Here is an 18,798-nt window from a genome sequence, read left to right on the forward strand (position 1 = left end):
AAAAAGACCCGCCGCACGACGGGCCTCTTATGCCTTTACTTCGATTCAGGCTGATTTCACCGTGTCAGCCTCTTGGTTGTTCTCAGGCCGAATCCTGAACCAGATCGCATACATCGCCGGCAGAAACACCAGCGTGATGATGGTGCCAACAAACGTGCCGCCGATCAGCGTGTAGGCCAGCGTGCCCCAGAACACCGAGTGGGTCAGCGGAATGAACGCGAGAATCGCCGCCAGCGCGGTCAACAATACCGGCCGCGCCCGTTGCACTGTCGCTTCGACCACGGCATGGAACGGCGCCAGCCCTTCCTGTTCGTTGTGATGGATCTGCCCGATCAGAATCAGCGTGTTGCGCATCAGAATCCCCGACAGCGCAATCAACCCGACCAGCGCATTGATACCGAATGGCTGGTTGAAGATCAGCAGCGTCGGCACCACACCGATCAAGCCTAACGGCGAGGTGAGGAAGACCATGATCATCGCCGAAATCGAGCGTACCTGAACGATGATGATGAGCAGCGTCATGGCGATCATGATCGGTAGCAACGGCAGGATCGCCTTGCCCGCCTTGCCGGACTCTTCGATGGCGCCCGCCTGTTCAATACGGTAGCCGGAAGGCAGGTTTTCGATGATCGGCTGCAACTGCTGGGTGATTGCGCCGGAAACGTCCGGCGGTTGCAAACCTTCGGCGATGTCGCCACGCACGGTGATGGTTGGCGTGCGATCACGGCGGCGCAGGATCGGATCTTCCATGCGCACTTCGACCTGGCCGATCTGCGACAGCGGGATGCGCTGCCCCGCCGCACCGACCAGGGTGAAGCCTTCGATCTGCGCCGGGTCGAGGCGGATATTGCCCGCCGCACGGCCGATGACCTGCACGGAACGGATGTCTTCGCGCACCGCCGTGATCGGCACACCGCTGAGCAGAAATTGCAACTGCTGGGCGACTGCGCTGGACGCCAGCCCCACTGCCTGCAAGCGATCCTGATTCAGATTGAAATGCAGCGTCGGCGTCAGCGGCCCCCAGTCAGTGTTGACGGTTCTCATCATCGGGCTGTTCTGCATCACCGCCCTGACCTGCTCGGCGATGTCGCGCAATTTCGCCGGATCAGGCCCCATCACCCGGTAGGCCACCGGAAATGGCGAGTACGGGCCGAAGACGATCTGCGTCGCCCGGACGCGCGCCTCTGGAGCAAGCCCTTCGGCGACCGCTTCGCGCAAACGCAACTTGAGGGTTTCACGGGCGTCCTGGTTGTCGGTCAGCACAACGATTTTGGCGAACGATGGATCCGGCAACTCCGGCGCCATCGCCAGGAAAAACCGTGGTGCACCCTGACCGATATAGGCGGTGACGATTTTTGCCTCTTCCTGCTTGTGCAGCCAGGCTTCGACTTTGGCCGCAGCGGCGCTGGTCTGCTCGATGGAAGTGCCGTAGGGCATCTGCACTTCGATCATCACTTCAGGGCGGTCAGAGGTCGGAAAGAACTGCTTCTTCACCAGCCCCATGCCCGGAATCGCAACGGCAAACAGCGCGACCACCGCACCGGCCACCAGCCATTTGCGCGTGATCACCCATGCCAGAACACGCCGGAAACGGTTATAGCGCGGCGTGTCGTAGATTGCCGCGTGCCCGCCTTCGACTTTCTGGATATCCGGCAACAGCTTCACGCCCAAGTACGGCGTGAAAGCCACGGCGACGACCCACGAAGCGATGAGCGCGATGCCGACAATCCAGAACATGTTACTGGTGTATTCGCCCGCCGTTGATTGCGCGAATCCGTTGGGCAGAAAGCCAATCGCGGTGACCAGCGTACCGGCCAGCATTGGCGCTGCCGTGTGGCTCCAGGCATAAGCGGAGGCCTTGATGCGGTCGTAGCCCTCCTCCATTTTCACCACCATCATTTCAATGGCGATGATCGCGTCATCGACCAGCAGCCCCAGCGCAAGAATCAGCGAGCCCAAGGTGATCCGGTCAAAATTTTTGCCGGTAGCCGCCATCACCACAAAAACGATCGCCAGGGTCAACGGCACTGCCGCTGCGACCACCACGCCGACACGCCAGCCCATGCTGAGAAAACACACGAGCATGACCACCAGCAGCGCGACAAAGAACTTGACCATGAACTCGCCGACCGCCGAGTCGATATTCACCGCCTGATCGGTGACTTTCAAGAGGGTCATGCCCAAGGGCATTTCTTCATTGATCTTGAGTGTCTCGGCATCCAGCGCATTGCCCAGATCCAGACCGTTCCAGCCCTCGCGCATGATCACGCCGAGCAATAAAGCCTCCTCGCCGTTGTTGCGTACCAGAAAGGTCGCCGGGTCTTCGTAGCCGCGCTCGACCGTGGCCACGTCAGACAGCTTGAGTGTTCGGCCCTGAGCGACAACAGGCGTGTCACGAATTTTCTGCAACGTGTCGAACGCGCCATCGACGCGCAGAAACACCTCCGGCCCTTTGGTTTCGACCGATCCGGCGGGGGTCAGCACGTTCTGATTGTTCAGCGCGGCAAAGATGTCCTGCGGCGACAAGCCCAGCGTCGCCAACCGATCATGGGAAAACGAGACGAATATCCGCTCGGCCTGCTCACCAATGATGTTGACCTTTTTCACTCCCGGTACGTGCAACAGGCGTTGGCGTAAAGTCTCCGCGTCGCGCACCAACAAGCGCTGCGGCTCGCCCTTGGCTTTCAAGGCGAACAGCGCGAAGGTCACGTCGGAAAACTCGTCGTTCACCATCGGCCCGACGACACCCGCCGGCAGCTTGATTGCTTCGTCGTCGAGCTTTTTCCGTGCCTGATAAAACTCTTCCTGCACCTGCGATGGCGGTGTGCTGTCGAGCAACGAGACCATGGTGAATGCCAGTCCCGGGCGTGTGTAGGTTTCCGAGCGGTCGTACCACTTCAATTCCTGCAGGCGCTTTTCGAGGGGTTCGGCGACCTGATCCTGCATCTCTTGCGCGGTCGCCCCCGGCCACGCGGTGATGACGGTCAGCTGCTTGACCGTAAACGGCGGGTCTTCCGCCCGGCCCAATTTGAAGAACGACAGGACGCCGGCAACGGCGATCAGAAAAATCAGAAACACCGTGATTGCGCGCTGGCGCACGGCGATAGCAGAAAGGTTGAAGCGGCCCTCGCTCATGGACGACTCCCGGCAACCTGGCCCTCGTCGCGCGCAAGCAAACGCACTTCCTCGCCATCGCGCAGCAGATGCGCGCCCAGCGCGACAATCGGATCACCGACATTGAGCTCGCCAGCGACACGGGCCGAATCATCGCTCAAGCCCAGGACCTCGACCGAGCGCCAGCTCACTGTCGCCGGAGTGCCGGCGATGACCCATACGCCGGGGCCTTTGCCCGGGTCGTAGATCGCCGCGACGGGCACCTTCAGCGCCTGATCTGGCGAAGAACCCTGGGCAATTTCGACGGTGACCGTCGAGCCGATTGGCGCATTGGCCAACCTGCCTTCGAGCACATAGCGCGCCTCAAAAGTACGAGTTGTGCTGTCAGCCGAATCGGAAAGCAGACGCAGTTTTGCGCTGACGGCCGCCGATGTATCGCCATACTGTTTTGCCTTAGCGATGGAGCCCGGTGCGGGCCGCAAGGTCTCGGGCAGATGGACGATGGCCTCCCGCTGACCGGCCCGCGCCAACCGCACCACCGGTTGTCCCGGGCTGACGACTTGTCCGGGCTCGGCGAGGGTTTCCACCACCACGCCATCAGCGTCCGCCACCAAAACCGCGTAACCCGAGGCGTTGCGCGCGACGTCCGCTTGCGCCACAGCGGCATTGAGCTGCGCCTTGGCGGTGTCGGCTGCGGCTTTGAACTGATCGTAGGCCGATGCCGAAATAGCGCCGGCGGCGACGAGTTTGCGATTGCGCGCTTCGTCACCGGCAGTCTGTAGGGCTCGAGCACGAGCGGCACTAACCGCTTCTTGCTGGGCTCGCGCCTGCAGGCCGAGGTCGATTGGGTCGAGGCGCATCAGCGGCTGTCCGCGCTTGACCGTCTGACCGGTATCAACCAGACGCTCGAGCACCTTGCCCGACACGCGAAAGCCCAGATCGCCCTGGGTGCGTGCAGCCACGACGCCGGTAAATGATCGAGTTCCATTTTCTGCCCGTTGCACCGCCGCCGATCTGACAATCGGCGCCAAGGTACGTGGATCTTTTGCGCTGGAGGAATCCCCGCACGCCGTCAGGGCCAAGGGCAGCAAACATACCGCGAGGGGGAAAGGTCGGAGCCGGCGCATGGAATTCCTTTACTGAAAATAGGATGACCATCATATTCTCAGTCTTGTGACCATCACCGTCAACAGTCACTACGTCGCCGGCCCGATTTTCATCGCTGAATCAGAAGCGATAGCTGACAGAAGTACCGAGGCCGCTGGCGCTATTCTTGTATTTGGCGCTGTACGAACCTTTTCCTGCCGAGGCGTCGTTGAATACGCGGTCCGCGAGCGGTGTTGTTGGCCGGAGACTGATCAACCGAGAACCCGGTACGCAGCACTGAAATAACCAAACTGCGGCGGCCATGTTGCCTTAGTGACCATGCCATTCAAGAGTCACAACCAGAACAGCGGAAATGTCGTTGCGTCAGGAACAGGATTGGGTTGGGGCAACTGATCCGACTCCTCGGATCAGCAGAGGATCAAGGCATCAAGCTGCGCAAGATGAGGTTCGAAGTCAGCGTCGGCGCCACTTCGATGAAATCCAGATTGTGTTGCAGCATGAGTGGATTGACGAAGGGCCGCAGCGCCAGGTGGATCGATTCGACCGTTTCATCCAGCGGCGTCCTGCGCTCGAACTCACCGGCCTCGCGCCCTTCGCGGACAATGTCGGTGATAAAGCGCTTGATCTGCGCATCGTAACGCTGCGCACTCGGCCAGTTTTCGCCAGCGGCGAATGCGGCAATGTCGTAGAGCTTGCGGTCGTTGAAGAACAGGTTCACACCCGTGGCGATCACGGTTTTTACCAAACGACGGAAGCGCTCGGTAGGCGTCAGGTCTGCTTCGTTGATCGCCTGCTCGACCGCCGCAACGATCTGCCCCAGACAATTCGCGCAGATCGCTTCGCCGATCGCCTGTTTGGAATCGAAGAATTTGTAGATGTATGCCTTGGAGAAACCGATGGCCTTGGCCAGATCGGACACCGTGGTTTTGGCGTAGCCGTACTGGCTGAAATGCTCGTTGGCCGCCGCGACAATCTGATCACGAATATCGTGATCGACGGGACCACGCGGGCCGGGGAAGGATGGGGAAACTGAATTGTGATTCATGCCGGCAGCTTACTCACCCGCCCGCCGACTGACAATGCGTGTTGGTTTATGAATGTTGCCAGCGCGCCCACCACTGTGGGAGCGAGCCTGCTCGCGAATACGCCCGCCCAAACAACACAAATCCCCCAAACCGCCGCACTACCCAGCCTTACTGATCGCAGAAGAATTGATACGAGAACAGCCGTGCAGCAACATCCCGACAATGATCAACGCCCCCGCCCGCAACCAGGTTTCCAAACCCTGCTGACTGAGCAGCACCAGACACGAAACGATCGCAAGCACCGGAACGAAGGTCGGCACGCGAAAGTGGTCCTCCTCCACCCTGTCACGACGAAGAACAAGCACCGCCACATTCGTACTCAGAAAAACGAACAGCAACAGCAACACCACCGTCTCTGCCAGCGTTGCCAGCGTCCCTGTGAGTGTCAGGGCAATGGCGACCACGGTCGTTGCGACAATGGCAGCCCACGGGGTTTTTCGTCGAGGCAACACCGCGCCCAGCACGCCCGGCAACAGACCGAGGTTAGCCATGCCATAAGTCAAACGACTGGCCATGATCATGGTTAACAACGCGCCGTTGGCCACAGCGATCAGCGCAATAAAGGAAAACAGCGCCGGCGGGATGTCGAGGGTCGATGCCCGGACAACTTCGAGCAAAGGCGCCGACGTGGCCACCAACTTCTCGGTAGGCAGCACCGAAGAAGCGGCCACACCCACCGCCATGTAAACCACCCCAGCGGTAAGTAAAGCCGCGAACAAAGCACGCGGGTAAACCTTGCGCACGTCTTTGATTTCCTCGGCCAGATTGGCCGAGGTTTCGAAGCCTACGAAGGAATAGAAAGCCAACAACGCCGCCCCCAGCACCGCCAGCATGGGACTGACGCCCGGCTTGAACGTGAGCGTCCGTCCCAGATCCGCATCGCCTGTGCGGAAATACCAGACCGCAGCCACGATCACCAGAATCAACCCGGACAGCTCAATCACGGTCATTACCAGGTTTGCCCCAAGCGATTCCTTGATCCCTCGCGCATTGAGCAGGCCGATTGCCAGAAGAAACACCAAGGCTGCAATGTGCGGCGATACGTCGACAAAGGCGTTGAGGTAATCACCGGCAAACGCCAGCGACAAACCCGCAGCGCTGGTGACCGCAGCCGCCAGCATGCAGAAACCGACGAGGAAGGAAATGAGCGGTGACTTGAACGCCTTTTCCGCGAACACCGAAGCCGCGCCGGCGTGAGGATATTTGGTCACCAACTCCGCGTAGGAACCCGCCGTCAACATGGCGAAGAACAGCGCAATCAGCAGCGGCACCCAAATCGCGCCGCCCACCTCCCCCGCGATCGTTCCGGCGAGTGCGTAAACACCCGCGCCGAGTACATCGCCGAGAATAAACAGAAACAGCATCGGGAAAGTGATAGCCCGGCGCAGAGAAGTTTTGTCAGTGGGAGCCGTCACGGTCATTCCTTGATTCAGGTGTGGAGGAGCTGGAGGGTTGTCACCTCAAACAATGGAAATGGCGCCGAAAGCAAAGTTCAAAATGTGTGATGGGGCTTGTCGGCACGACGCTATAAACATTGCCAACTCGACACCTGTGGGAGCGAGCCTGCTCGCGAAGAAGCCAGCCCGATCAACACAAAACATCAGCCAAAACCAATTCCCTAAACACCCCGTTTAAAACCGACATCCAGACTATTCCAGCAAGCTACAACACCTTGCGCCATTGCCTACGACTACGCCAGAATCCGCCGGCTTGTGCGCCTCGGGCCGGGGTTCTATCGTTGGACGGTCACTGAAAAACAGTGATCGGGTTTGGTAGCCCGGGTATACGAAGTGCGCAATGACACCGTTTGGCGAAGTCTTCGCCTGGCTTCTATGGTGGCTATGCGCAGGGCGCTTTCGAGCGCGCCGGTTTTGCCTCGTGTCCCGGTCTACCAACCTGTGCATGGCCGCCACCCTTCGTTTGGTAGCGAACGGGTGATGGCTCCTTTTAAAGCGGCACGAGGAGAAACATCATGTTCAAAGTCACGCCAAACCCGCCACAGTCAGACCCAACCTCCCCCTACGAATCCCTCGACTCAAAAAAACTCCACGAAGCCGCCGACCGCGCCCTCGACCACTACCTCAAACCCACAGACACCCTCAAAACCACGCCCTACCAAACCAGCAGCATGTTCCTCGCCAACCCGAAAACCGCGACCGAAGAATTGCTGGTCAACGCCAGCGAATCGCTGGGCTCGGCTTCGGTGATGTTGAGTGATGTGATTGGGATGGTTGAAGGATCTGCGCGCAAGACACTGCAAGGTATCGCGCAGGTCGTCATGCTCGGCGAGCTGGCGGTTAATCAGGCGTTGGATAACGTCGTGCCGGTGGAGTAAGCATTCGCCTCGATCTGGCGGCGGTCATTTCCTACTGACTCGCCGCCGTTCGTTGCGTTAATCTCCACGACCTGAAAAAACGCCTTAAGCCTCAAGAATGGAGGCTGTAACTACACAACAAGGATGACGAATGACTCCCTCCGCTCGACTGGGCGACAAGCATGTCTGCCCACTGCCCGGTCACGCTACAACACCGATCGCATCTGTCAGCGGTGAAACATTCACTATGGCTACGTCGGACGCGCGGGTGGCCTCACTGAAAGCGCTCTTCTAGACGGTGCCGGCCTCGAGCAGATTGCGTCAGACTCCATCAGGAAAATTCAGAAGTGGGACGAGCGAAAAGGTCCTCACCGCTCATCTGATATTGAAGGGCTGCGCGCATGGGATGACGTTGGCGATCGAGTCTCGATCAGTATCGGCATCAAATTGTACAAGCAGCATCCTACCGGTGGAGTAACCGCAAAAATGCTCATGGACGAAGTCCTGGCGCTACCACGTTCAAGCTGGGGAGACGGCACGCGTGATCATGTCTGCAAGTAAACCGAAACGGCATTTCTGGCGCTGGGCAGGAGCACTCTTGGTTGCTCCCATCATCCTCTGGTATGTCGCCACTCCCCAAGTGAGCTTTCATTTTTCTGACAAAGGACAGGGGCGCCTCGGTTACATCCTCAACGTTCAGCACGAGATTTCAAAGGGCGAGATCTACCCGGGTGAAACCACGGGAGGCGCCGGACACATTTTCCCTGGTGATCAGTTCTTTATGGAGTTTGATTGGAATAACGCGGGGAAAGCGCACTGTGTTCGGGTTAAGCCGAAGTGGCCAAGTACGGATGTGTATATCGGGGCAGACGGTGGTCTTGATGGGCGTACGGATGGTGAAGTTATCGAAACTTGTGGCGCATTTCCAAGTTAAAAACACCCGGTTTCGCAGCAGGTCCCAGCCCCGCGCCAGGTAGGAGCTTACGTCATGACCACGTCACCGAATGTCACCTTTCAGCCAAAGCGGACACTGGGCCTTTAGGTAACAGCATGCGGCTCTCCACCCTATACAGGTCGTCGATGCCCCTTACCAGCCCACTTTTTGTTGATAGCCAAGGATGAAAAATGAACGTTCACTCTCTGTGCATAGCTGAAGAGTTGGAGGATGAAGGCAGTGATCTCGTATTCCCGGAGCATGAGCCCCGCAGCTTGGCCGCCAGCGCGCACATCCTGGATTCGGGGCGCGATCTCTTTTACCAAGTCACTTACCGCCTCGCTACTAACCAGCAGATCAAAGGGCCTTTCCGTAGGAAAAGGCCAGTAGGGGATTTGCTGCAACCTTCGAATTTCGTCGGTCGTCCTTGCTATGAACTCTGGACTAAAGGTTCGCTGGCCGGCGTTGCTGTGCTGGGCATCTCCGGCATCGAGTTCTCTGACGAAATCCATGTCACTGTCACGCTAGATGCGGTGTATCTCGCCAAGAGCAGCCGTGGTACGGGGCTGGTCTACTCTTTTTTGGAGGAGGTGGCCAAAGCTGCATACCTAGTGTCGATGGCACCTCTTGCTGGGCCGGGTCGCGAGTTACCAACGAAGCTAATCAACCTGACCATTACGGCAGAGCTACACTCAGACGGCGGCCAAAATGCCGTGAGAGCATTAGGCGATTCGCTTTCATGGATGTTCTCGCTGAGTGGGTTCCCATCCTTAGAGATCGTTGTTGAGGACAGCAATTTCTAAAGCTCTTCACACCGATGTGATCATAGGATCTCAGGGGAGCTGGCGGACAAAAAAGAGACTGATCTATTCGCTGGATCATGCAGAGTATTGGCTCGTAAATCACCGGCTTACGCATCGTGGCCGTAACCAAACGAATCAGTCTTACACCCGGAATGTGAATGCCGTCATTCCGGGCGTGACGACCAACGATATCGACAAGGTTTGAAAGGGAATTCAAACACAACTCCATAACGTGGCGATGCGGCGGTTAAACATCTGGTATCGGATGATTAAGCAAGAAGTCAGGACGATCGTGCAACAGCCCTCCTCCGCTCGTAAGTCACACTTCAGATGACGCCCAGAGGTAATTCCGGCCAATCAATGCCCCGCGCCGACGGTTCTTCGCCAATGCCCCTACAGAACAACGGCGCGGGAAAACGCCACTAGCGGCTTACAGATAACAACAACGGCCCATCCAACTCGACGGGGCTCATCGGACAGATTAAGGAGCACAGCAAATGACGTTTGTTCAACGCCTCTCTACAGCGCTAGCACTGGTCCTCACCACACTCATCGCAGGGCCGACGCCCGCCGTGGCCAGCGAACCGACTACGGAACGCAATCGCCAATTCATTGCGCAAGCGTTCAGCCAGTGGGCTCAAGGCGGCCGGACGTTCTTCACAGATGTGCTGTCTCCCGATGTGATCTGGACAATCAAGGGGACGAGCCCTTCGGCGGGTACTTATCGGGGCCGAGATGACTTCCTGAAACGCGCAGTCCAACCCTTCGCAAAACGGCTCGCCTCGCCCGTCCGCCCGACGGTGACGGATATCTGGACTGAAGGCGATGACGTCGTTGTGCACTGGGACGGCACCGCCACCGCAGCCGACGGCGCGCCTTATCGCAACAGCTACGTATGGATCATGCGCATGCAAAATCTGCAGGCAGTTGAGGTCACTGCCTTTCTCGATCTGGTGCCTTACGACGACGTTATCAGGCGAATTCCGCTTCAAGCGGGAGATCTTGAATAGATAAGCCTGCCAGAATCGGCTGAAGGATCTGCCTGTAGGAAACTGCGAGATATTACGTGTGGGCAGGTCACCGGATGTCGGCTTTCGGCCAGAAGCGGACGCTCCCAAGTGGCCACTAACGGCTACAAGCAAAAGTCTTTCCTTTCAGATTATTAATGGCGAACGCTTACGGACTTCTGGTCAAACCGCACCAAAAGCAATTCGCCACTATTGGCCTATACTCGGTTCGTCCGCGGTGTCTTCAAGGAGAGATCTCAATGGTCGTACCAGATTTGAATGGGCTAGACGCTCCCGTTGCCGACGATTTTGAAATTTGGCTCGGCGAAAGAAGCCGGTGGTTACAGACAGCTGCCAAGAACCTAATCGAGACCAAGAAGCCACCAACAGACGACCAGATCCGAGAGCTTGCCCGGCTGTGCATGATTGAATCGAAGAAGGAACAGGACCCAGGCTTCTGCACCGTATCGCCAGGCTCGTTGGCACTCGCTGCCAGTCGTCCTGCCATACGCATAGAAGGGATCTCAGATGTCTACGGGTTGAATGCGATCAAATCAGGCGCAGCACTACCATTTGGCTCGGGCAACATCACAGTGTTCTACGGTCAAAATGGTTCAGGAAAAAGCGGATATGCACGCCTCCTGAAACAGGCATGCGGCTCAAGGTCAAAAGACGAAATTCACCCTAACGTCTTCATTGAAGAACCTGAGGCCTGCAAGGCGAATTTCCAAATATCGGCAGGAGAAAAGAAAGGAACTATTGAATGGACGCTGGCACAGGGTGCAGATCCTTTACTTCGTCACGCCCAGATTTTTGACTCCAGAACGGCCACCCAGTACATGGGTAAAAACGAGGCCAGCTACGAGCCAAGCCAAATGAAATTCGTGGCGTCATTGATCGCAGTGTCAGACAGGGTTAATCAGCACCTCACCGCATCGAAAAATGCACTGCTGAGCGTATTGCCACAATTCCCAGCGGACTTGGAAATCACTGAGGAAGGTAAGTGGCTTGCGAGTATTAAGTCTGCAACGACTGATGCCGTCATCGACAGATTCTGTACGTACACTCCCGAGCACGATGCTGAGCGGATTATCACAGAAGGTGCGCTGGCCCAGAAGGACGTGGCGGGGCGACTGGCATCAATCACGAAAGAAAAGCAGGGGTTGGCAACAGTTCGGCTAGCTATGAGCCAACTCAAGGATAAGCTCTCCAACGAAACAGCGCAGATCATCGTAAGTGCCAACGCTGATGCAAAGGGCAAGCGGCAAGCGGCTCAAAAATTTGCTCAACAACTTTTTTCCGAAACTCCACTCGAAGGAGTCGGCGAAGCGGTGTGGCAACAGTTATGGGCCCAAGCTCGATTGTTTTCTCAAAATCATGCTTACCCTGGTCAACCATTTCCTGTTGTGGGTGAGCAGGCAAGGTGTGTGCTCTGCCAGCAAGAGCTCAATGAGGATGCTGGCCATCGGTTGACCCACTTTGAGCAATTTGTTACCGAAGGTTTAGAGTTAAGCGCAAAACAAGCAGAAGACAAACATAAGGGCTTTTTACAAGCCTTACCCCAATCACCGAAGGAACAGGACTGGTTAGCTCATATGGCCTTGATCAAACTGGATCAAAAGCAGGCCATCGAACTGCATAAAACTTTGGTGGAAAGACGTTCCGATCTCGAGACCGCTGAAAAAGTCGAAAATGTGACCCCATTCGACTGGTCACTAGTAGATCAAGCACTGGCAGAAGTAACAGATCAGTTAGTTGGCGAAGAAAAGTCGTTGAACGAGCTTTCTCAAGACGGCAAACGACAGCAAATGGAGGCGCAACTTCTTAAGCTGAAGGCTCTGCAATGGCTGTCGCAAAACAAACCTGCAGTCGTTGCCGAACGGGACAGGTTGTTGGCTGTTGACCAGTACGGAAAAGCCATCCGGCTTGCTGCAACCAACACGCTCACTATCAAGAACAACGAGTTGGCGAAATCCGAGGTGGAGGCAGGATATCAAACTCGCTTCGCCGCCGAACTGAAACTATTAGGTGGCTCGAGGTTGCCTGTAGCCCCTCAAAGCAAAACAGTCGGTAAAGGCAGAACCACATTCGGACTGATACTCGTTGGCGCGAAAGGAGCCCGCCCACCAGAACAAATTCTCAGTGAGGGCGAGACAAGAATTGTAGCGTTGGCTGCATTCCTAGCTGATATTACTGGCTCCAATCAAGTAGCTCCCTTTATTTTCGATGACCCGATTTCCTCACTCGATCAAGATTTTGAGGAGCGAGTTGTCGCGCGCCTTGTAGATTTGGCGCAGTCCCGCCAGGTCATCATCTTCACCCACAGGCTTTCGCTGGTGACACTTCTGGAATCCGCAGTAAAGAAAGTGAAGGAGCATCCAGATATACAAGACATCGTCTTTAACGTTCAGACGCTTCGACGTCTCGACAAAACGTCCGGCATTCTGACAGGACAAAGTGCTCGAGACTCGAAACCGAAGCCGGCTATCAACAAGCTACTTAATGAGAACTTAGCCCAACTCAAGAGGCACCAGGCACAGGGCGATGCTGAAAGCTACGACCTCATGGCCAAGAGTGTTTGCAGTGACTTCAGGATCATCGTGGAGCGCACTGTTGAGGTGGTAATGCTGAACAGTGTCGTGCTGCGATTCCGCAGGGAAGTGATGACCAAAGGGCTACTGAGGCAGCTAAGTAACATCACTCAGGAGGATTGCGATCTGATAGACGACTTGATGACACGATATTCTGTGTATGAGCATTCTCAAGCAGACGATCTTCCAGCGGTACCCCCCGAACTCGCCCAGCTCGAAACAGATATGCGATCGCTTGCGGACTGGATAGAGGGGTACTCGAAGCGAGTGGCCTGACCCACATTGAAACGCCGACTGCTTGTTACCTATAGCCAATGCCATACGGCGGCCGGAGCGAAGCTTACACTTCACTCTGGTCGCACTGGTGACTGAAATAAGTATTTAGAGATCTTTACTAAAGGCTGTAGCTGCATCAATCTTCCAGAAGATTCTTCTTTTCAATTTTATCTTTATAAGCGTCGTGCAAAGTTTTTAGGAATGCATTACCAATACCTGTAATTTCGTAAGCAATTTTAATGTATTGTTCTTTTTCCTGACTAAGCAAATTTCTGTCTCGACTTGCAAGGTTGACACTGCGCTTACAAATACGATGATTTACCAAGATATCTCCCAAGCCATCGTCAAAAATGTACGGATTATGATACCCATGCATAAATGTAAAAATATCAATTATATATATGCTGTTTATAAAGCGCACTTGATCTGCAAATTGACTTCGATTTATTTTATCTCTAACAAGTCTGCGGAACGTAACGCCGATCATTTTGGCTTTCTGCTCGGATTCTGCGTGTTCAATAAGTTCTAATAGATGTTCGGAGAGTAAAGGATCATCTTTAGGATCCCTAGCTGCTATGAATTTTGAGATTTCCCCCTGCTTTAAATCATCAGCACCTTCAATAAATCCCTTCAGCTTTTCTTTGAGCCTCTCTTTTTTGTATGTTCTGAAAGCCTTAAAAATACCTATTGCGGACCCCGCTATGGGAAGTTCGCCAAAAGCCTCATTGGTTACGAAGGTGTCGATGAATGCCTCTACTGCGTCTTCTAAAGGCAACTCTTTACTGGCCTTGACTATTTTAATGTCCTTCATGCACGCTCACTTTTCTCAACCCATTGATGGCTTGTCCCGCAACCGCTTAGAAAGGTATACCAGCGATTAACGCGAAAAGGCAGTGCTATCCTTGAAAGAAAAAGGTAGAAGAACAAAATCTAGCTCATTGGAATCCAACATTTACACATGCCTGAATGCGACGGTTGGTCTAACACTAGAAAATGGTTCTATTTTTCACTGAAAAAACTTCGGTTATCACATCATCGAACGTTGAATTATGGCAGGTAGCGGTCGCTTGTGAGCGTCCGCTAATGGCCGATTGCTCCCCGTCGCCATGGGCGCTCTGCTGCCAGGCCATGTATTCGCCTCACGAAACGGCGCTTCAAACACCTGCACTCTCCGCAATGTCCCCTTCCCCCCGCAAAAAATCCACAAACGCCCTCAGCGGCGAAGGCATGTGGCGGCGGCCGTGGTAGTAAAGAAACGGACCGGCGAAGGTCTGCCACCAGTCCTCGAGAATCGGCACCAGTCGACCATCGGAGAGTGGCTCGCGCAGGAAGTCCTCGAAGGTATAGACGATGCCCAGTCCGTTGATGGCCGAGCGAATTTTCAGATCGTGCGACGACGTCAGCAGTTGCCCCTGAGGCGGGACACGCACGATACGGCCGTCTCGATGGAACTCGAATACGCCGACTTTGCCACTCTCGAAGCGATGGCCAAGCAAGTCATGGCCCGGCAGTTCTTCGGGGTGAGTGGGCGTACCGCGTTCAGCCAGATAGCCCGGGGCGGCGGCTGCAACGAAGCGTTGGCGACGCGGGCCGATGGGCACGGCGATCATGTCCTTGGCCAGGCTCTCTTCATAGCGCACGCCGGCGTCATACCCGCCAGCATTGACGTCGACAAAGGTGTTGTCCATGACGACTTCGACACTGACCCCTGGATAAAGGCGCAGAAAACGCGCCAGCAGGTCGGGCAACAGAAAGCGTGCCACCGGCACTGGCACATTGAGCTTTAGCGTGCCGACCGGGCGCTGAGCATCGTCGTCGAGATCGTTGAAAGCGGCGTCGATTTCCTGCAAGGCCGGGCGCAGGCGCTCGAGCAATCGTTCGCCTGCCGCCGTCGGCGTGACGCTGCGCGTGGTTCGATTGAGCAGGCGCACGCCCAGGTCGCTTTCCAGCCGACGCATGCAATCGCTCAGCGACGAGGCGGACAGCCCGCGCTTTTGCGCGGCAGCACGAAATCCCCCCGCCTCGACCACCGCAGCAAATATCGACACATCGGTAAGATTTGGTTTACGCATGGACGCTTCCTCCGCAAGCGGCCGACTGTACGCCATACCGTACGGGCCATCCACCAATGCCCGGCTTATCCTCGCGCATTCGTACACCGATACTGCTCACTCGCCCCGCCAACCGGGAACCTGTCACGCGAATGAGATTTCCCCGATGAGCCATTCACCCGCTACGCCGAGCAATACCGCGACCCAACGCATTCTCAAGGCCGCCCGATCGCTGTTCGCCATTTCCGCGCTGATCGGCACACTGGCTGCGCAGGCGACTCCCCAAACGGAGCCGAAGCCGGACTGGTCAACCCACGACATGCCCAGCCAGAAAGGCCGCATCGTGCTGGTCACCGGAGGGACCAGCGGCATGGGCTATGAAGACGCGCTGGCCCTGACGCGCGCCGGTGCCGAGGTGATCATCGCCGCACGCAACGCCGAGCGCGGCCGCGAAGCGATCACGAAGATCAAGCAAGCCGTGCCCGAGGCGCGCGTGCAATTCGAAACGCTGGACCTTGCCAATCTGCAATCGGTGCGCGACCTCGCCAACCGTCTGCAAGGGCGCCTGCCGAGGCTCGACGTGCTGATCAACAATGCCGCGATCATGTCGCCGCCTGTTCGAGGCGTTTCCGCCGATGGCTACGAGATGCAACTGGCGACCAATTACCTGGGGCATTTCGCCTTGACCGGCCTGCTGATGCCCCTGCTACGCAAAAGCGACGATGCTCGAGTTGTCAGCCTGTCGAGCATCGCCGCAGGGCGCGCAACCATTAATTTTGATGACCTGCAGGCTGAGCGCAGTTACGACCCTTTCGCCAGCTACAGCCAATCGAAACTGGCGGTTCTGAAGTGGAGTATTGAGCTGCAGCAGCGCAGCGATGCCGCCGGTTGGGGGATACGCAGCATCGCCGCGCACCCCGGCGTTGCCGTGACCGAGCTGATCGCCCGGGGGCCTGGCCTGGACAGCCAATTCGGCAAACAATGGGCGGTAGACCGGGACATGTATCATTCCGCAGCACAGGGCGCGCTGCCCACGCTGTATGCGGCGACGGCGCTGGAGGCGGTTGGCGGTGCCTACTACGGGCCTACCGGTGATAACGAGAAGCGCGGGCCGCTGGGCTTCGCCAAGATGCCGCCGGCCGCTGCCGATCGCTCGAATTCGGCCACACTGTGGCAACTCTCCGAGCGACTGACCGGCGTCACCTACCGCTGACCGCCCGGCACGGGCAGGCCCCGTGCCATTGCCCCGCCACTCCCACAGGAGCGCAACATGGATACGTCTCTTCTCGCCCACCGCGCCGGCGCCATCATCAATGCCGAGGCTCACGAGCTGCGCCCTGCGCTCAACGGCTTTCTGCTGTTCGTTTGCCTGTTCGCCGGCTATTTCATGCTCCGTCCGATCCGCGAATCGATGGGCATCACTGCCGGCGTCGAGAACTTGCAGTGGCTGTTCACCGCGACCTTCCTGGTCATGCTGGCGGCCGTGCCGCTGTTCGCCTGGCTCAGCGCACGCGTGCCGCGCCTGTATTTCGTGGACTGGGTGTACGGATTCTTCTGCACCAATCTGTTGTTGTTCGCCGCCTTGTTCCTGGGCGAGGAAAGCCCGTGGCTGGCGCGCGTGTTTTACGTGTGGATATCGGTCTACAACCTGTTTGTCGTATCGGTCGCCTGGAGCCTGATGGCCGATGTATTCGACAGTGCCCAGGCCAAACGTCTGTTCGCGTTCATCGCGGCGGGCGCCAGCGTCGGCGGCCTGAGTGGCCCTGCGTTGAGCGCTTTGCTGATCGGTCCGCTGGGTGAGTCCGGCCTGATGTTGCTGGCCGCTGTTCTGTTGGGCGCTGCGATGTGGTTCAAGCGCCAGCTGATGCAGTGGCGTGAACGGGGTGGCGCAGGACGCCCCGATGCCGCGCCGAGCGAAAGCCCTCGCAGGCCGTTGCCGGGCAATCCCTTCAGCGGTATGACGGCCGTTTTGAAATCACCCTATCTGCTCGGCATCTGCGGTTTTGTGGTGCTGCTGGCGACAGTCTCCACCTTCCTTTACTTCGAGCAGGCACGCGTCGTCGCCGAACACTTCCCGGACCGCGAGGCGCAGGTGCGGGTGTTCGGCATCATCGACTTCGTCGTGCAGGCGGGCGCCCTGCTCTGCCAGTTGTTCATCACTGGGCGCCTCGCGCAAAAGCTCGGCGTCGGCGTGCTGTTGGCCATGGTGCCGCTGGTCATGTGCGCGGGGTTTATCGGACTGATCTTCGCGCCCAGCTTTGGCTTGATCGCCGCGCTGATGATCGTGCGCCGCATCGGTGAGTACGCCTTCGTGCGCCCAGGCCGAGAGATGCTGTTTGCCCCGCTCGATGCCGAAAGCAAGTACAAGGCGAAGAACTTCATCGATACCGTGGTCTACCGCGCCGGCGACGCCATCAGTGCCTGGGCAAAAAGCGCGCTGGACGCCCTAAGCCAGGGTGCAGGCATGGCAGCGCTGGTCGGCGCGTTGTGTGCACTGCTGTGGGGTCTGCTGGGATGGCGGCTCGGCGAACGGGCGGACCGCCGAGCCCGGGTGTCGGGAGCGCGGCAAACCCCAGCGTAGCGTTCAAGAGTCATTGACTGAGACAGGCATTGCCGTAGAATCGCCCGCCCAAAAAATCAGCTTGCAGAGCGAGAAGGAGCTTCGATGCAACGGGTGATGATTGTTGGTCAGCCTGGGTCTGGCAAAAGTACGTTGGCGCGCAAGCTGGGTGAGCGCACGGGGTTGCCGGTCGTGCATATCGACACGATCCATTGGCAGCCAGGCTGGATCGAGCGAAGCCCGGATGAGAAGACCCGACTCTGCCTGGAGGTCGAGGCGCGTGATCGCTGGATATTCGAAGGTGGCCATTCAACCACTTGGGAAAACCGCGTGGCCCGTGCTGATCTGCTGATCTGGATTGATCGTTCGGCGACGCTTCGATTCTTGCGCGTACTGCGCCGGACCCTGCTCAACCGCGGTCAGTCTCGGCCTGACTTGCCGGAGAATTGCCCCGAATTGCTGGGGAACCTGCCGGAGTTCCTCCGGTTCATGTGGCAGACGAGAAACACATCCCGAACCAAAATCCGCCATTTCGTGTCGACGGCGCCGTTAGCCTGCCGGGTGGTTCATCTGCAGTCGAATCGGCAGACGAGGATTTTTCTCGAAAGCATTGGCCCTGCCAATGGCCAAGCTGGGCAGATTGACTGACGGTTGACTGTTTCACCAACGCTTGTACGGCGCCCGACTATGCTTCATCACCACGTTCCGCAATAAATAAAATAAATGCAGTGTCGCCTTTTGTAACACTCCGAGAAAACGGGACTGAGTTGGAGATGAGTTTCTTGGGCCGGACATGAAGGAGGGCCAGGCAAATATTTACGCCCGTCTTTCGCTGACGCAGAGAGTACCCATCCTCGTGCTGGCGACTTCGCGTCATCGAAGTGATCGGCAACCACTGAGTGCAGTAGTAAATTAGGCAAAGGTATACCCTCAGCCCCTATAGAGCGTGGCGCGGC

The 18,798-nt window shown here is 57.2% G+C and carries 14 protein-coding genes and 2 pseudogenes; 9 read left to right on the forward strand and 7 right to left on the reverse strand.

The window, feature by feature from the left end; all coding sequences use genetic code 11:
* Window positions 1-45 precede the first annotated feature (45 nt).
* The 5 genes and pseudogenes from AC4IHP_RS08025 to AC4IHP_RS08045 all read right to left on the reverse strand — a co-directional run bounded on the left by AC4IHP_RS08025 (window position 46) and on the right by AC4IHP_RS08045 (window position 6,727).
* Window positions 46-3,135: an efflux RND transporter permease subunit gene (locus tag AC4IHP_RS08025; protein WP_490831395.1), complete on the reverse strand. Its 3,090-nt coding sequence runs from the start codon at window positions 3,133-3,135 to the stop codon at window positions 46-48.
* Window positions 3,132-4,241 (reverse strand): efflux RND transporter periplasmic adaptor subunit, encoded by a 1,110-nt coding sequence (locus AC4IHP_RS08030; protein ID WP_490831396.1) that lies wholly within the window; start codon window positions 4,239-4,241, stop codon window positions 3,132-3,134. Before AC4IHP_RS08030 ends, AC4IHP_RS08025 begins: the two co-directional genes overlap by 4 nt.
* A 100-nt stretch (window positions 4,242-4,341) precedes the next feature.
* Window positions 4,342-4,498: pseudogene (locus AC4IHP_RS08035) on the reverse strand (transporter); the annotation flags it as partial.
* Window positions 4,499-4,639: 141 nt separating this feature from the next.
* Entirely contained in the window at window positions 4,640-5,266 is a 627-nt protein-coding gene (locus tag AC4IHP_RS08040; protein ID WP_490831397.1) for a TetR/AcrR family transcriptional regulator, read from the reverse strand.
* 138 nt (window positions 5,267-5,404) lie between these two features.
* The gene (locus AC4IHP_RS08045) at window positions 5,405-6,727 is read right to left on the reverse strand and encodes an APC family permease (protein WP_490831398.1); all 1,323 of its coding nucleotides are present in this window, start codon (window positions 6,725-6,727) and stop codon (window positions 5,405-5,407) included.
* Between the two features lie 551 nt (window positions 6,728-7,278).
* Here AC4IHP_RS08045 and AC4IHP_RS08050 point away from each other — a divergent pair.
* The 6 genes and pseudogenes from AC4IHP_RS08050 (at window position 7,279) to AC4IHP_RS08075 (ending at window position 13,231) form a co-directional block, all read left to right on the forward strand.
* On the forward strand, window positions 7,279-7,641 hold the full coding sequence (locus AC4IHP_RS08050) for a DUF6124 family protein (protein WP_071171984.1): 363 nt from the start codon (window positions 7,279-7,281) through the stop codon (window positions 7,639-7,641).
* Between the two features lie 216 nt (window positions 7,642-7,857).
* A pseudogene (locus tag AC4IHP_RS08055) lies at window positions 7,858-8,181 on the forward strand (polymorphic toxin type 44 domain-containing protein); the annotation flags it as partial.
* Entirely contained in the window at window positions 8,168-8,554 is a 387-nt protein-coding gene (locus AC4IHP_RS08060) for a hypothetical protein (protein ID WP_490831399.1), read from the forward strand. The pseudogene AC4IHP_RS08055 and the gene AC4IHP_RS08060, both read left to right, overlap by 14 nt.
* Before the next feature lie 191 nt (window positions 8,555-8,745).
* Window positions 8,746-9,357, forward strand: a complete 612-nt coding sequence (locus AC4IHP_RS08065) for a hypothetical protein (protein ID WP_490831400.1) — start codon at window positions 8,746-8,748, stop codon at window positions 9,355-9,357.
* Between the two features lie 497 nt (window positions 9,358-9,854).
* The gene (locus AC4IHP_RS08070) at window positions 9,855-10,367 is read left to right on the forward strand and encodes a nuclear transport factor 2 family protein (protein ID WP_490831401.1); all 513 of its coding nucleotides are present in this window, start codon (window positions 9,855-9,857) and stop codon (window positions 10,365-10,367) included.
* A gap of 257 nt (window positions 10,368-10,624) precedes the next feature.
* A complete protein-coding gene (locus AC4IHP_RS08075; protein ID WP_460118615.1) occupies window positions 10,625-13,231 on the forward strand; it encodes an AAA family ATPase in 2,607 nt (868 codons plus the stop codon).
* A gap of 136 nt (window positions 13,232-13,367) precedes the next feature.
* On the opposite strand, the gene AC4IHP_RS08080 is transcribed toward AC4IHP_RS08075, so the two are convergent.
* Together AC4IHP_RS08080 and AC4IHP_RS08085 are read right to left on the reverse strand one after the other, a co-directional pair.
* Window positions 13,368-14,042 carry a hypothetical protein gene (locus AC4IHP_RS08080; protein WP_460118613.1) on the reverse strand — a complete coding sequence of 225 codons (675 nt, stop codon included), beginning with the start codon at window positions 14,040-14,042 and terminating at the stop codon, window positions 13,368-13,370.
* A 343-nt stretch (window positions 14,043-14,385) separates the two neighbouring features.
* A complete protein-coding gene (locus tag AC4IHP_RS08085; RefSeq protein ID WP_490831402.1) occupies window positions 14,386-15,303 on the reverse strand; it encodes a LysR family transcriptional regulator in 918 nt (305 codons plus the stop codon).
* A gap of 145 nt (window positions 15,304-15,448) precedes the next feature.
* On the opposite strand from AC4IHP_RS08085, the gene AC4IHP_RS08090 reads away from it, so the two are divergent.
* The 3 genes from AC4IHP_RS08090 to AC4IHP_RS08100 all read left to right on the forward strand — a co-directional run bounded on the left by AC4IHP_RS08090 (window position 15,449) and on the right by AC4IHP_RS08100 (window position 18,490).
* Complete coding sequence (locus AC4IHP_RS08090) at window positions 15,449-16,495, forward strand: SDR family oxidoreductase (RefSeq protein ID WP_490831403.1); 1,047 nt, start codon at window positions 15,449-15,451, stop codon at window positions 16,493-16,495.
* Window positions 16,496-16,552: 57 nt separating this feature from the next.
* Window positions 16,553-17,863, forward strand: coding sequence for an NTP/NDP exchange transporter (locus tag AC4IHP_RS08095; protein WP_490831404.1), 1,311 nt, complete (start codon window positions 16,553-16,555; stop codon window positions 17,861-17,863).
* Between the two features lie 84 nt (window positions 17,864-17,947).
* The gene (locus AC4IHP_RS08100) at window positions 17,948-18,490 is read left to right on the forward strand and encodes a P-loop NTPase family protein (protein WP_490831405.1); all 543 of its coding nucleotides are present in this window, start codon (window positions 17,948-17,950) and stop codon (window positions 18,488-18,490) included.
* Window positions 18,491-18,798: the final 308 nt, after the last annotated feature.

The organism is Pseudomonas sp. UF-293 (assembly GCF_058245595.1).